Source organism: Pontibacillus litoralis JSM 072002, from assembly GCF_000775615.1.
GTDB lineage: Bacteria > Bacillota > Bacilli > Bacillales > BH030062 > Pontibacillus > Pontibacillus litoralis.
In genome coordinates this window covers 68244-81744 of sequence record NZ_AVPG01000004.1, presented here as the reverse complement: position 1 = coordinate 81744, position 13501 = coordinate 68244, and the positions used below count along the sequence as shown (strand labels likewise).

Genomic DNA, 13501 nt, shown 5'->3' with positions numbered 1-13501 from the left:
ATGGCACAACAATCAAAATCGGAGAAAGTACATCACGTTTTTGAAAAGGTATATCAACGATACGATAAGATGAACTCCATCATTTCGTTTCAACGTCATAAAAAATGGCGTAAAGATGTTATGAAGCGGATGAACGTACAACAAGGGGATACTGCCTTGGATGTATGCTGTGGTACAGGTGATTGGACGATTGCGTTATCGAATGAAGTTGGAAGTAAAGGGCATATTGTTGGACTTGATTTTAGTCAAAATATGTTATCTATCGGTAGGAAGAAGAAAGAAGATCTGCATTTGCGAAATACAGAATTTATACATGGTGATGCGATGGAATTACCATTTGAAGATAACAGCTTTGACTTTGTTACAATTGGATTTGGGCTTCGAAATGTGACAGATTATTTAAAAGTATTAACAGAAATGGCGCGCGTTGTAAAACCAGGAGGGAAAGTAGTTTGCTTAGAGACGTCTCAACCAACTACTTTTGGTTATCGACAAGCTTATTATTTTTATTTCCGTTATATAATGCCGTTGTTTGGAAAATTGTTTGCTAAAAGTTACAAAGAATACACGTGGCTTTACGAATCAGCAAAAGACTTTCCGGACCAAAAACAGCTAAAAGCACTGTTTGAACAAGCGAATTTAACGAATGTACAAGTGAAAAGCTATACAGGTGGCGTAGCAGCCATGCATATGGGGGAAAAGCCTCAACAATAGCGTGAAACAAATTGAACCTAAAGGTGACACGGAATGAAATTAGCGAAGATGTATCCATTTTTAAAAAACGATATATTAATGATAGAACAATCCTTAAACGATACGATCCAAGCCGATCACCCTGTTTTAAGGGAAGCTTCTACACAACTACTTCAGGCTGGAGGTAAGCGAATTCGTCCTATATTTGTGTTGTTAGCTGGGAAATTTGGCCACTATGATATAGAGCGAATGAAATATGTTGCAGTAGCATTAGAATTAATTCACACAGCTTCATTAGTTCATGATGATGTTATAGATGATGCAGAATTACGAAGAGGGCAGCCGACTATAAAAGCAAAATGGGACAACCGGATTGCAATGTATACAGGAGACTATATATTTGCAAGAGCTTTAGAATACTTATCTAATTTAGCAAACCCTAAAGCACATCAAATTTTATCAGAGACTATTGTAGAATTATGTGTGGGAGAAATTGAACAAATCAAAGACAAATACGAGTTTCAACAACAGTTACGTACATATTTACGAAGAATACAACGAAAGACTGCCTTGTTAATTGCAGCGAGCTGTAGATTAGGAGCGGTGGCTGCAGATGCAACTCCCGAAGTAGAAAGAGCCCTATATTGGTATGGCTATTATGTAGGAATGTCTTATCAAATTATAGACGATGTGTTAGATTTTACATCTACAGAAGCGAAGCTAGGCAAACCCGCTGGTAGTGACTTAATGCAAGGAAACATTACGTTACCTGTATTGTACGCTATGGATCATGACCCTTCCTTGTATCGAGAAGAATTATACAAGTTGGAAACACATACACCAACGAAACAAGAGATGGATCGAATCATTCAGCGTATTAAAGCTACAGGAGCTATTGATTATTCTTTAACGATAAGCGATAAGTATTTAGATAAAGCATTAATAGCAGCAAAGTCTTTACCATCTCAAAAAGAAAGACAAACATTAATCAATATTGCGAAATATATTGGCAAACGGAAATCATAAACCGTTTGCTAATTTTTTTACTATTTGATAAAATCAACTTTGGCAACATATTTAAACGCTTTCACAAACGACATACTTTAGGGGTGGAGATTATGGAAAAGACATTTATTATGGTAAAACCAGATGGGGTACAACGTAATTTAGTAGGCGATATTGTTTCTCGTTTTGAGAACAAAGGCTTTAAACTAGCTGGAGCAAAGCTTATGATGATTCCAACCGAATTAGCGGAAAAACATTATGGCGAGCATAAAGAGAAGCCATTTTTCGGTGAATTAGTTGATTTTATCACTTCTGGTCCTGTATTTGCGATGGTTTGGGAAGGGGAAAATGTTATTGCTACCGCTAGACAAATGATGGGGAAAACAAACCCAGCAGAAGCGATGCCTGGAACAATTCGTGGCGACTTCGGTCTTACAGTAGGAAAAAATGTTGTCCACGGTTCAGATGCTCCTGAAAGCGCAGAACGTGAGATTCAATTATTTTTTAATCAAGAAGAACAAGTTGAGTATGAAAAAACAAACAATACTTGGATCTACTAAGTAGATATATTAGAAAACTAGTCCACGGGCTAGTTTTTTTTATCGTACGGTTTCGTGTCATTTTACCTCTTTATCTTTACATTGAGGAATAGTTTGATTACGATAAGTTAAGGTGTTTGCAGTTGTAAAGGAGAGCGAGGTAACAGTATGTCGATGGATTATGAAACGTTTGTCCAACAAATAAAACGAAAGACAGGAATTAATTTAGCGCTATATAAAGAGGGTCAAATGAAGAGAAGGCTAACGTCGTTAAGGGAGAAGCGAGGGTTTCATTCGTTTGACGATTATTATCAAGCTATTGTAGCCGATCGAGATTTATATTTCGAGTTTTTAGATCGAATGACGATTAATGTGTCGGAGTTTTACCGCAATTATAAACGGTGGGAAGTGTTAGAGAAGAAGATATTACCTTCTTTAATGGAGGGAAAAAGCACTTTAAAAGTATGGAGTGCTGCTTGCTCAACAGGAGAAGAACCCTACACTTTAGCGATGGTGTTGAGTAATTATTTCCCACTACATAAAATAAGAGTATTAGCGACGGATTTAGATGAAAACGCAATTAAACGTGCGCAAGAAGGTATGTATCCAGAACGTTCATTAAAAGAAGTGCCGCAACCTGTGAAAGAGAAGTTTTTCCGTTTGGAAGGTTCTCATTACAAGGTTTCCCCTGACATAAAAAACACTGTAACGTTTAAAAAGCACAATCTATTAGCAGATACATATGAAAAAGATTTTGATTTAATTATTTGTCGAAACGTTTTAATTTATTTTACAGAAGACGCAAAAGCAGAGGTATACAGGCGCTTTAGTGATTCATTAAAGCCAAATGGAATATTATTTGTCGGTAGTACAGAACAAATATTTAACCCACAAAACTATCAATTTCAAGTAGCTGATACATTCTTTTATCAGAAAGTTGACAATGGGAAGAGAGCCTAGGTGGTTCTCTTTTTTGTTTATTTTCTTTCTTCTCTTTTTTTTAACTTGAAAGGAAAAGCTCGTGAACGGTATGATAAGGTAATACTAAACAACGATACATATTTGGGAGGATTGTACACATGCGTTACTTAACAGCTGGGGAGTCACATGGGAAACAACTGACGACCATTGTAGAAGGATTGCCGGCACAAATGCCATTTGATAAAGAGAAAATAAACGATTCTTTAATTCGTAGGCAAGGTGGACATGGAAGAGGACGTCGCATGCAAATCGAGAAGGATTTAGTCGATATTGCAGGAGGCGTACGTCACGGGTACACGCTCGGTTCTCCAGTCTCTCTTATTATTCAAAATGACGATTTTAAGCATTGGACAAATATTATGGGAGAAGATCCGATTGCAGAGGATGAGAAAGTGCGACGTACTATTAGTCGTCCACGTCCTGGGCACGCTGATTTAAATGGTGCATTGAAATATGGCCATCGAGATATGCGAAATGTATTAGAACGATCTTCCGCGCGTGAAACAGCGGCCCGTGTTGCGGCAGGAGCAGTAGCGAAACAACTGCTTCAAGGATTAGGAATAGAAATCATTGGCTACGTTCATACCATAGGAGGAATTACAGCCCAGTATGACTCTTCTTTATCAATGGTAGAGCGTATCGAGAAATCGAATCAATCACCTGTACGTACATTGGATAAGATAGCGGAGAAAGAAATGATGGATGCAATCGATTCTGCTAAAAAAGAAGGAGATTCGATCGGTGGAGTAGTAGAAGTAATGGTAGAGGGGATGCCTGCCGGGATTGGCTCTTACGTTCATTACGACCGGAAGCTAGATGCTAGAATTGGCGGTAGCATCATGAGTATTAATGCCTTTAAGGGTGCGGAGTTTGGTGTTGGCTTTGAAGCGGCTCATTTAAAGGGAAGTCACGTTCATGATGAAATTGCTTGGGAAGAAGAAAAAGGATATTACCGTAAGTCCAATAATTTAGGTGGATTTGAAGGTGGTATGACAACAGGAATGCCGATTATAGTCAAAGGTGTTATGAAACCAATTCCTACATTATACAAGCCACTTCAAAGTGTGGATATTGAAACGAAAGAACCGTTCGCAGCAAGTATTGAACGATCAGATGCTTGTGCTGTTCCTGCAGCAGCTGTCGTAATGGAGCACGTAGTTGCTTGGGAGTTAGCCAATGCACTATTGGAGCAATTCCCTCATGATCAATACACGAAGCTACAAGAAAGTATAGCAGCATATCGAGAAGAAATTAGGTGCTTTTGATGAAAGAGTTGCGAATACAAACGGAACATCATCAATACCCTGTTTACATCGGTTCCAAGCTTCGATTTGATGTTGGTTCTATGTTAAACAAACAGTATGATCGTGTCTTAATCATTACGGACAAGAACGTCGAGCCATTATACTTACAAGAGGTGTTACAATCGTTTCCGTCCTCATCACAAGTAAGTTCATTCACCGTCCCTGCTAGTGAATCGTCGAAACACATTGATGTATTTTATCAATGTCATACCTATGCGATGGAAAATGGTCTAAACCGACAGTCGTTAATCGTTGCATTAGGTGGAGGTGTTATAGGGGATTTAGCGGGGTTTGTTGCTGCTACGTATATGCGGGGCATTGATTACATTCAAGTACCAACAACGTTACTCGCCCATGATAGCAGTGTAGGCGGAAAAGTAGCTATCAACCACCATATCGGAAAAAATATGATAGGGTGTTTCCATCAACCACAAGCTGTCATTTACGATACGGACACTTTATCGACATTATCAAATCAAGAATGGCGATCAGGAATGGCTGAAGTAGTGAAACACGCTTTTCTAGCTGATGAAGTGTTATTAGAGCGGTGCTTTACGTTACCGGCTTTTCCATCGATGGAACGCGACGTGTTGGAATACTTGCTCATGCGAGGAATAGAGATTAAAGCAAATATTGTTGCGCAAGACGAACGAGAAGCAGGTATTCGGCGTTATTTGAACTTAGGTCATACGCTCGGACATGCGTTAGAAGCAGAAGCGAAATATGTATTAAGTCACGGAGAAGCAGTCGCAATTGGAATTGACTTTGCCCTATTTTTAAGCCAGCAGCACCATCCGTCTTTAACGTTTCCTATCGAACGTTATCGCAAGTGGCTTCAACAGCATCAATATCCGACTTCCATATTGCATGATTATGAGATAACCAATCTTGTAGAACGGATGAAGAGTGATAAAAAGAACGACCAACACGATATTCGGATGGTCACGTTAAACGAAGTAGGAGATCCGACAACAGTTGCCTATAAAGTAAACGAAATCAAAGAGCAACTGCTGGTATATAAGAAAGAGGTGAGCAGAGTATGATTAGGGGTGTGCGAGGTGCAACGACTGTACCTAGGAATACAGAAGAGGAAATTCTTCACCATACGTATGAATTGTTAGTAGAAATGGTGCAACAAAATGAAATTAAAGCAAGCGATGTAGCTTCTGTATTCATTTCCACTACGGAAGATGTAAATAATACATTTCCTGCTCGCGCTTTAAGGAAGTTAGAAGGTTGGACTTATGTTCCTGTAATGTGTATGAACGAAATCGCTGTTCCTGGCAGTTTGCCGATGTGTATCCGCGTGATGATTCATGTGAATACGAACCGCGACCAACGTGATATGCATCATATTTATCATCATCAAGCAGTTAAGCTTCGTCCTGATTTAACGAAATCATAAGAGGAGGAAATACAATGAAAACGAAACAAATCGTAACTAATTTATCTCCATATGTTCCTGGTAAAACGATTGAGGAAGTAAAAGAGGCATTTGGTTTAGAGCGTATCGTGAAGTTGGCTTCGAATGAGAATCCGTTTGGTTGTTCTTCCTATGTGAAAAAAGGCTTACAAGATGCCTTGGACAACTTAGAACTGTACCCAGATGGATACGCACGGGAAATAAGACAGAAGCTTTCAAAGCGACTGCAAGTGAAAGAAGAACAGCTAATGTTTGGGAATGGATCAGATGAAATTATGCTTATTATATGTCGAGCATTTCTCGAACAAGGTACGAATACTGTAATGGCTACTCCAACGTTTCCGCAGTATAAGCATAACGCATTAATTGAAGGTGCTGAAGTGAGGGAAGTTCCACTTGTTGATGGTACGCATGATTTGCAAGCTATGCTAAATCAAATAGATGAGAATACGAGAGTTGTTTGGATATGTAATCCGAATAATCCAACTGGAACGATTATTACTCAACAGCAATTGGATCATTTCATGCAGCAATGCCCAGAAGATGTGTTGGTCGTCATGGATGAGGCGTATTATGAATATGTGACCGACATGGAGTTTCCGGATAGTTTAAAAGCACTTCCTTCATACCGAAACATGATTATTACGAGAACGTTTTCTAAAGCGTATGGATTAGCGGCATTAAGAATAGGGTATGCAATTGCACATGAATCGATTATTAAAAGTTTAGAACCTTGTCGAGAGCCTTTTAATACATCAGTGATAGCGCATCGTGCGGCCATGCTAGCGTTAGATGATGAGGCATTTATAAAAGAAACTTCTAAGCAAACAGAGCAAATAAAGCAGGCGGTCATCGCGTTCTGTGAGCGACAGGGCTTGCGTTATTTCCCAACACAGACAAATTTCATCCTCATTCATTTGCCGATAACAGGAGATGAGATGGCCGAATACTTATTAAGAAATGGCTTTATTGTTCGTTCTGGTGAAGCAATTGGAATTCCGAACTCCATTCGACTAACTATTGGTAACAAACAGGATATGGAGGAATTCATGCAAGTCATGGAGCAAAAATTATTGGAGGATAGTCACGTATAATGATGAACACAACAATATTAGTAAGCGGCTTAGGTCTTATTGGCGGATCGATTGCCTTGAATTTGATGAAGCATCCTAACGTACACGTCATCGGATATGATCAAAATCAGGATACAAGAAACTATGCATACCATAATCGATTTATTCATCAAGCGGTGGATAGCTTCAATAAAGGGGTTCAGCTTGCTGATATTGTCATGCTAGCCATGCCTGTACAAGGATGTATTCAAGCGATTCAAGAGATGAATGAGATGCAATTGGATAGAGCGAAACTCGTTACGGATGTAGCATCTGTCAAAAAACCAATACTTGATGCTGCAGCTCAATGGACGAACGAGCAGTTACGTTTTGTGGGAGGTCACCCGATGGCTGGCTCACATAAACAAGGTATTATCGCTGCTAAAGCGCATTTATTTGAAAATGCCTACTACTTATTCGTCCCGGGTATACGAAGCACGGAGCAAGATGTTTCCCAATTACAGCATCTTTTGCGGGAAACGAAGAGTCATTATGTTACGGTTGATAAACGCGAACATGATCAGATGACGGGGGTTATTTCCCATTTCCCCCATTTAATCGCATCTTCCCTCGTCCACCAAGCAAAAAAGTGGCAGCGAGTTTATCCTTTCACGCATGAACTTGCTGCAGGTGGCTTCCGCGATATAACGAGAATCGCTTCAAGCCATCCGAAAATGTGGAACGATATATTAATTCAAAACAAAGAATCGATTATACCGTTGTTAAATGATTGGATACAAGAGATGAACGAATTGAAACAATTTGTGGAAGGAAACAATCATGAACAATTGCATCAATATTTAAAGGAAGCAAAAGTGTTTCGTGATGATTTACCTACAAAAAATAAAGGAGCTATCCCGGCATTTTACGATGTATTTGTCGATATCAAAGACCAGCCTGGTGCGCTCTCAGAAGTAACACATATACTTGCAATGGCGAACATAAGTATCGTCAACATACGAATATTAGAAGTTCGTGAAGGGATTACAGGAGCACTACGGTTAAGCTTTCAAACAGAAGCGGACAAAAATCAATGTCAATATGTGTTGAAACGTAGTGGATACGATGTAATGATTCAAGAATAGAAGGTGGGACAGTAAGTGGAAGCTATAGTCATTAGCGAAAAAAAGAATCCTCTAGTTGGAAGCATGACAGTACCAGGAGATAAGTCTATTTCTCACCGTTCTGTTATGTTAGCGGCGTTAGCGAACGGAACGACTACAATTGAAGGTTTTTTAACCGGAGAGGATTGTTTATCAACCATTGATGCCTTTCGTAAAATGGGTATACAAATCAATCAAAGTGGGACTTGTGTAACGGTTCATGGTAAAGGGATGTATGGTTTACAGCAAGCAATTGAACCAATTAATCTCGGCAATTCTGGCACAACAACGAGACTTTTGCTGGGCATACTCGCTGGAACGCCTCACCATTACTGTTTGTATGGGGATGAATCCTTATCCGTGCGGCCGATGGATCGAGTTACGATTCCATTAACAGAAATGGGAGCAACCTTTGATGGCAATGACCAAGGACGATTATTGCCGTTAAGTGTTCGAGGTAGGAAGTTACAAGCAATTGAATATACGTTACCAGTGAATAGTGCTCAAGTGAAGTCTGCGATATTACTAGCTGGACTATTCGCTAAGGGGACAACGAAAGTGATAGAGCCTGTGCAAACGCGAGATCATACAGAACGGTTACTAAAAGCTTTTGGTGCAACGGTAAATAAAACTGGTGATACGATTGCGATTGAAGGGAATCAAACGTTACACGGCATCCACATAGAAGTGCCAGGTGACCTATCGTCAGCCGCATTCTTTTTATGTGCTGCCGCGATGAAGCAAGATAGTAATATCACGATGAAAGATATAGGCTTGAACCCTACTCGCACAGGAGTAATCGATGTCCTGCAACGAATGGGCGCCACGATTGAAGTTCATGTAACGAGGTATATCGGTGATGAACCAGTAGGTGATATACATGTTCAAGGAAGTCGATTACATGGAATAACAATTGATGGCGAGGATATTCCGAGATTGATTGATGAATTACCCATTATAGCCTTAGTTGCTTCACAAGCTGAAGGAACTACAGTTATTAAAGATGCAGAAGAACTTCGATATAAAGAAACAGATCGCATTCAAGCCGTCGTGGATACGTTATCCAATATGGGCGTAACTATAAAAGGAACGAAGGATGGAATGGTGATTACTGGTCAAACTACGCTATTGCGCGGTGGGGAATACGATTCGTATAAAGACCATAGAATAGGAATGATGATTGCCATCGCCTCATTATGTACAAATGAGGCGATTACGTTAACGAACCATGAATGTATCAACATATCATATCCTACATTTTTTACGGATTTTAACGAGTTGGCCCAATAAGTTTCATTTATATTCATAACTGATTAAAAGCCTTCATACGTTGTACAAATGATTTCCGTAAAGGCGGGAAAAGTATGAAGGCTTATGTTATTAATCGTGCATCTAGTTATGCAAAAGGAACATGGTCCTCCTTTCATATGGGGGTTCACGATGGTAAATGGTGTGATCCAAAAAAACTAGTTCGTTCGACTATGGAATTGAATACATCTACATTTTGGATTGGTCCTGGGAAAGTGTATGTAGATGTACAATTTCCTTTATATCAAACCCATTATATAGACCCGCTTGCCCGAAGGTATATGTATAAAGGGTGTACATGCCTTCTTATTCAAGTCCCTGTAACTCATAATTGCGACTTGGAAGAAACGTTTAGTAGAGCGACAAAAACGAAATGGGATCGCTTACCGATTGATTATATGTTCGTACCTCGCATTTCTCTTACCAAACTAAACCCGAATGTTATTCTATTCTATGGACGTAAAAAGGTTCCATTCATTGTAGTTACGATTGCTAACAAATCGGCAATGTACAAAAAAGCCTGGGAATGGATTGCTCAAGCGCAACACCCATCATATATACCAATAACTCCAGTCTTTACGTTCCCAGATGCTAATGGTGCCTTTCAGGAGTGGAAAAAAATAGCTGATATGTATGGGATTCGCACGTTGCCTACGCCATTAGGTGAAAACCCGTTATCATTCGAAACGTTAAAAGTAACAGGAATTTACCCTTATAAAGGCGAATTTATATATAATGGTGATGCAGATTATAATTTGTATCCTCCTTTAGAGCAAGAACCAATTGAAGCAGAGGGGCAAATGTTTTATCATAATGCTATACCTTATGTTACAGTGTTACGAGGTAACGTTATTCGCGCAACAACAATAAGTAATGAAGATGGTTTAGGACAGAATCGATCTATATCAATACCAAACCATTTTATGTAATACCGGAAAGGGTGGAAACATGCAAGGCCTAGAGCAAGCAATACAACTTATGAATGACGGAAAGGCGCAACAAGCAATTGAACGGTTGCGGGCGGAACAACCCCGAGCAAACGAGGAAGAAAAATTTACAATAGCACAATTGTTCCTTCAATGGGGGATGACCGATGATGCAGAAGAAATATTGTACGATTTAAAACAAACGTATCCAGAAGAATATGAACTAACTTTATTATTAGCAGACATCTACATTGACAAAGAGCAGGATGAGCTTGCGATTGATTTACTAAATGAGATTCCACCTGATCAAGAAGAATATTTAAGTGCACTTGTTCAATTAGCTGACTTATATCAAGCACAAGGGTTGCATGAAGTGGCAGAACAGAAGTTGTTCCTTGCCAAAAATATTGCTCCTGAAGAACCAGTTATTGACTTCGCGTTGGCGGAATTATCCTTTTCTAATGGTGAATATAAAACGTGTATTCCGTATTATGAGCGTGCATTACGACGACACTCGAGTGTGGGAGAAGCAGAAATTCCACTTCGATTGGCAGAAGCCCATGCTATGTTAGGTGAATATGAGCAATCGTTAGACTATTTTCAAGCGACAAGTGACTATACTCCAGACGTTTTATTCCGATACGGTTTTACCGCGTATAGAGCAGAGAGAAATGATATTGCGATTCGTGTATGGAAAAAACTTATGGAAGAAGATCCTTTTTATCAATCTGTATATGGCGTTTTAGCAGAAGCGCTCGAATTAGATGGACAGATTGAAGAAGCCTATCAAACGGCTATTAAAGGAATTCGTAAAGATGAATTTAATAAAGATTTATATGTACAAGCAGGAAAATTGGCCTTTCGCCTACAAGATAAAAGAGAAGGATACAAATTAATAAGACAGGCCATATCATTAGACCCTGGATATAAAGAAGCCATTATATTCATAGTAGAGCGATTGAAAGAAGATGGAGATTACGAAGCAATTAAGGACCTACTTGAACACGTTCGAGAAATGGATGAAGAAGATCCATTATACGTTTGGGAGTTGGCTCGAGCTAATAATGAGTTAGAATACTATAAAGAAGCATTAAATGGTTATGAAGTTGCATATAATTCCTTTAAAGAAGATAGTGAGTTCTTGAAGGAATTTGGTTATTTCCTAGTAGAAGAAGGAAACCCTCAAAAGGCATATGAAATGTTGAATCGCTATGTTGAAATTGAACCGACAGATGAAGAAGTTCAAGTCTTTATGGCTCGTCTACACATCAATGAGGAAGACTGAATTTAGTTCTTTTCCAGAAAGGGAGGTCCTGGAATTGCAAACACCTGTATCGGTAGAAGATAAGAAAGAATTTGTTCGTTGGTTTTTAAATCATTATCAACTGAAGCGCCGAGAAAGTGTATGGATATTGAATTATTTAATTAATCACGACTCGATTATGGAACAGGTTCATTTTGTAGAAGAGGCGAGATTTTGTCCGAGAGGAATCGTCATCTCAACGCACTGTGTGGAAGAAGTGCCCTTTCGTTTTTATAAGAATCAAGTGATGACGACAGATGCAGAGAAGTCTTTTCATGACATTCGTTTGAATCGATCTGAGGCCGTTTATATTCAACTGAACTTTAAAGAAGGATTACAAACAGCGCATTACGTAGCAGTGTTAGAGGAGAATCCATTTTTACCAAAGGATTTCTTTATAACAGATCATGATCAAGAAGTTGCAGATAAAGTGTTGCAACATTCCATAACAAGTTATCAAACAGAACAGCTTATGAAGAAAATTGATGAAGCATTGGATGCTGGAGACAAAGAGGCGTTTCAACGATTGTCTGCTAAATTACAAAAAGTTAAGCAACTGTTCACTCCTCAATAGTAGGGGTGATTTTTTTAGGAGAAAATATAAATTCCTACTGTAGTTTGTAACAGTTTGTAGTAGAATAGGAATTATACGGTTTAATTTTATACTATGTTAGGAGATTGTCCATATGCAATGGAAAGTGGAAGACGTTCATATGTATGTAAAAGCTAGAGAATATGTAGACACTTTACTTATTCCCATGACACCTATTAGCTATGGTGGAGAACAAGATGAACTCAAATCTTTAGCCTTTCAATCAGAATTTCTATCTGTATTCTTAAGTGAATTAGAAAAGAGTTTCAAAGGTAGAGTGTTTCTTTCACCTTCTTACACGTATTCAACTACTAGTATGATGGAAGAAGAAATCAAAAGATTGAACAGCTGGTGTGAAAGGGCTATAGCTGATGGCTTTCAACATGTCTTCTTGTTCACACTTGATTCCAAATGGAAGGTAAAAGAGCGTGAACTTAACGGATCTCTTATGTGGATTCCTACAGGGGGCGTTGACAGCATACATACACAAGAAGGAGTTCATTTTGTCCAGTCGCAAATTGGTCAAGTTACAGAATTAATCACTTCTTACTGGAAACAATAATTCTTAAAGCGATTTCACGGTCTTTATTGACCAGACAAGTAGTTTGCGCTATCATAGTAATGTCCTAGTAAACTGTGTGATATATTTCCATAAACGTTTGATGTAAACGTTGTATCATATGGATAGAGGGGGGAAAACAATGAGCGAAAGAAAACAGCAAGTATCCCGACGTCAATTTTTGAACTACACATTAACAGGTGTAGGCGGATTTATGGCTGCAGGTATGTTAGCACCAATGGTTCGTATGGCTGTAGATCCTGTGCTACAACCAAAAGGTGAGGGAGAATTTATTCAAGTAGCAGATGTTAGTGAAATCACAACTGAACCAGTTCGTGTAAACTACAAAATCGAACAAGTTGATGCATGGTACACATCAGAAGTACCAAAGTCTGCTTGGGTGTACAAAAATGAGAATGGTGATATTGTAGCCTTATCTCCGATTTGTAAACACTTAGGTTGTGTGGTGAACTGGGAAGGTGGAGAAGGCCATGAGAACCGTTTCTATTGCCCGTGTCATGACGGACTATATGAGAAAAACGGAGCCAATGTTCCTGGCACGCCACCATTAGCACCGCTTGATCAATTTAAGACAAAAATTAAAGACGGAAAGCTTTACTTAGGTGAAGCAGTTCCAAATACGGAGGTGTAGT

The 13501-nt window shown here is 39.1% G+C and carries 15 protein-coding genes; all 15 read left to right on the top strand.

Annotated elements, in window-relative coordinates; genetic code table 11:
- Positions 1 to 714 (top strand): demethylmenaquinone methyltransferase, encoded by a 714-nt coding sequence (locus N784_RS04770; RefSeq protein ID WP_036832930.1) that lies wholly within the window; start codon positions 1 to 3, stop codon positions 712 to 714.
- A gap of 33 nt (positions 715 to 747) precedes the next feature.
- The gene (gene hepT, locus N784_RS04765; RefSeq protein WP_036832929.1) at positions 748 to 1719 is read left to right on the top strand and encodes a heptaprenyl diphosphate synthase component II; all 972 of its coding nucleotides are present in this window, start codon (positions 748 to 750) and stop codon (positions 1717 to 1719) included.
- A gap of 92 nt (positions 1720 to 1811) precedes the next feature.
- Complete coding sequence (ndk, locus tag N784_RS04760; protein WP_036832927.1) at positions 1812 to 2258, top strand: nucleoside-diphosphate kinase; 447 nt, start codon at positions 1812 to 1814, stop codon at positions 2256 to 2258.
- Positions 2259 to 2405: 147 nt separating this feature from the next.
- A complete protein-coding gene (locus N784_RS04755) occupies positions 2406 to 3197 on the top strand; it encodes a CheR family methyltransferase (protein WP_036832925.1) in 792 nt (263 codons plus the stop codon).
- Positions 3198 to 3316: 119 nt separating this feature from the next.
- Positions 3317 to 4483: a chorismate synthase gene (gene aroC / locus N784_RS04750; RefSeq protein WP_036832923.1), complete on the top strand. Its 1167-nt coding sequence runs from the start codon at positions 3317 to 3319 to the stop codon at positions 4481 to 4483.
- Positions 4483 to 5565 (top strand): 3-dehydroquinate synthase, encoded by a 1083-nt coding sequence (gene aroB / locus N784_RS04745; protein ID WP_036832921.1) that lies wholly within the window; start codon positions 4483 to 4485, stop codon positions 5563 to 5565. Before aroC ends, aroB begins: the two co-directional genes overlap by 1 nt.
- Complete coding sequence (gene aroH, locus N784_RS04740; protein WP_036832919.1) at positions 5562 to 5927, top strand: chorismate mutase; 366 nt, start codon at positions 5562 to 5564, stop codon at positions 5925 to 5927. The genes aroB and aroH overlap by 4 nt, the downstream gene beginning before the upstream one ends.
- 14 nt (positions 5928 to 5941) lie before the next feature.
- Positions 5942 to 7039, top strand: coding sequence for a histidinol-phosphate transaminase (gene hisC, locus N784_RS04735; protein WP_036832917.1), 1098 nt, complete (start codon positions 5942 to 5944; stop codon positions 7037 to 7039).
- A complete protein-coding gene (locus N784_RS04730; RefSeq protein ID WP_036832914.1) occupies positions 7039 to 8142 on the top strand; it encodes a prephenate dehydrogenase in 1104 nt (367 codons plus the stop codon). The genes hisC and N784_RS04730 overlap by 1 nt, the downstream gene beginning before the upstream one ends.
- Before the next feature lie 15 nt (positions 8143 to 8157).
- Positions 8158 to 9450: a 3-phosphoshikimate 1-carboxyvinyltransferase gene (gene aroA, locus N784_RS04725; protein ID WP_156965174.1), complete on the top strand. Its 1293-nt coding sequence runs from the start codon at positions 8158 to 8160 to the stop codon at positions 9448 to 9450.
- A 74-nt stretch (positions 9451 to 9524) separates the two neighbouring features.
- Positions 9525 to 10397, top strand: a complete 873-nt coding sequence (locus N784_RS04720) for a hypothetical protein (RefSeq protein ID WP_036832912.1) — start codon at positions 9525 to 9527, stop codon at positions 10395 to 10397.
- Between the two features lie 19 nt (positions 10398 to 10416).
- Positions 10417 to 11679: a tetratricopeptide repeat protein gene (locus N784_RS04715; protein WP_036832911.1), complete on the top strand. Its 1263-nt coding sequence runs from the start codon at positions 10417 to 10419 to the stop codon at positions 11677 to 11679.
- 34 nt (positions 11680 to 11713) lie between these two features.
- Positions 11714 to 12271, top strand: coding sequence for a ReoY family proteolytic degradation factor (locus N784_RS04710; protein ID WP_036832909.1), 558 nt, complete (start codon positions 11714 to 11716; stop codon positions 12269 to 12271).
- 112 nt (positions 12272 to 12383) lie between these two features.
- Entirely contained in the window at positions 12384 to 12851 is a 468-nt protein-coding gene (locus tag N784_RS04705) for a DUF2487 family protein (protein WP_036832908.1), read from the top strand.
- A gap of 139 nt (positions 12852 to 12990) precedes the next feature.
- A complete protein-coding gene (locus tag N784_RS04700) occupies positions 12991 to 13500 on the top strand; it encodes a QcrA and Rieske domain-containing protein (protein WP_036832906.1) in 510 nt (169 codons plus the stop codon).
- Position 13501 lies beyond the last annotated feature (1 nt).

Coding starts and splice junctions, on each gene's coding strand:
- ndk (WP_036832927.1), top strand. CDS start 1,812: ATGGAAAAGACATTTATTATGGTAAAACCAGATGGGGTACAACGTAAT.
- aroH (WP_036832919.1), top strand. CDS start 5,562: ATGATTAGGGGTGTGCGAGGTGCAACGACTGTACCTAGGAATACAGAA.
- hepT (WP_036832929.1), top strand. CDS start 748: ATGAAATTAGCGAAGATGTATCCATTTTTAAAAAACGATATATTAATG.
- N784_RS04755 (WP_036832925.1), top strand. CDS start 2,406: ATGTCGATGGATTATGAAACGTTTGTCCAACAAATAAAACGAAAGACA.
- N784_RS04770 (WP_036832930.1), top strand. CDS start 1: ATGGCACAACAATCAAAATCGGAGAAAGTACATCACGTTTTTGAAAAG.
- aroC (WP_036832923.1), top strand. CDS start 3,317: ATGCGTTACTTAACAGCTGGGGAGTCACATGGGAAACAACTGACGACC.
- N784_RS04720 (WP_036832912.1), top strand. CDS start 9,525: ATGAAGGCTTATGTTATTAATCGTGCATCTAGTTATGCAAAAGGAACA.
- N784_RS04700 (WP_036832906.1), top strand. CDS start 12,991: ATGAGCGAAAGAAAACAGCAAGTATCCCGACGTCAATTTTTGAACTAC.
- N784_RS04715 (WP_036832911.1), top strand. CDS start 10,417: ATGCAAGGCCTAGAGCAAGCAATACAACTTATGAATGACGGAAAGGCG.
- aroB (WP_036832921.1), top strand. CDS start 4,483: ATGAAAGAGTTGCGAATACAAACGGAACATCATCAATACCCTGTTTAC.
- N784_RS04730 (WP_036832914.1), top strand. CDS start 7,039: ATGATGAACACAACAATATTAGTAAGCGGCTTAGGTCTTATTGGCGGA.
- N784_RS04705 (WP_036832908.1), top strand. CDS start 12,384: ATGCAATGGAAAGTGGAAGACGTTCATATGTATGTAAAAGCTAGAGAA.
- hisC (WP_036832917.1), top strand. CDS start 5,942: ATGAAAACGAAACAAATCGTAACTAATTTATCTCCATATGTTCCTGGT.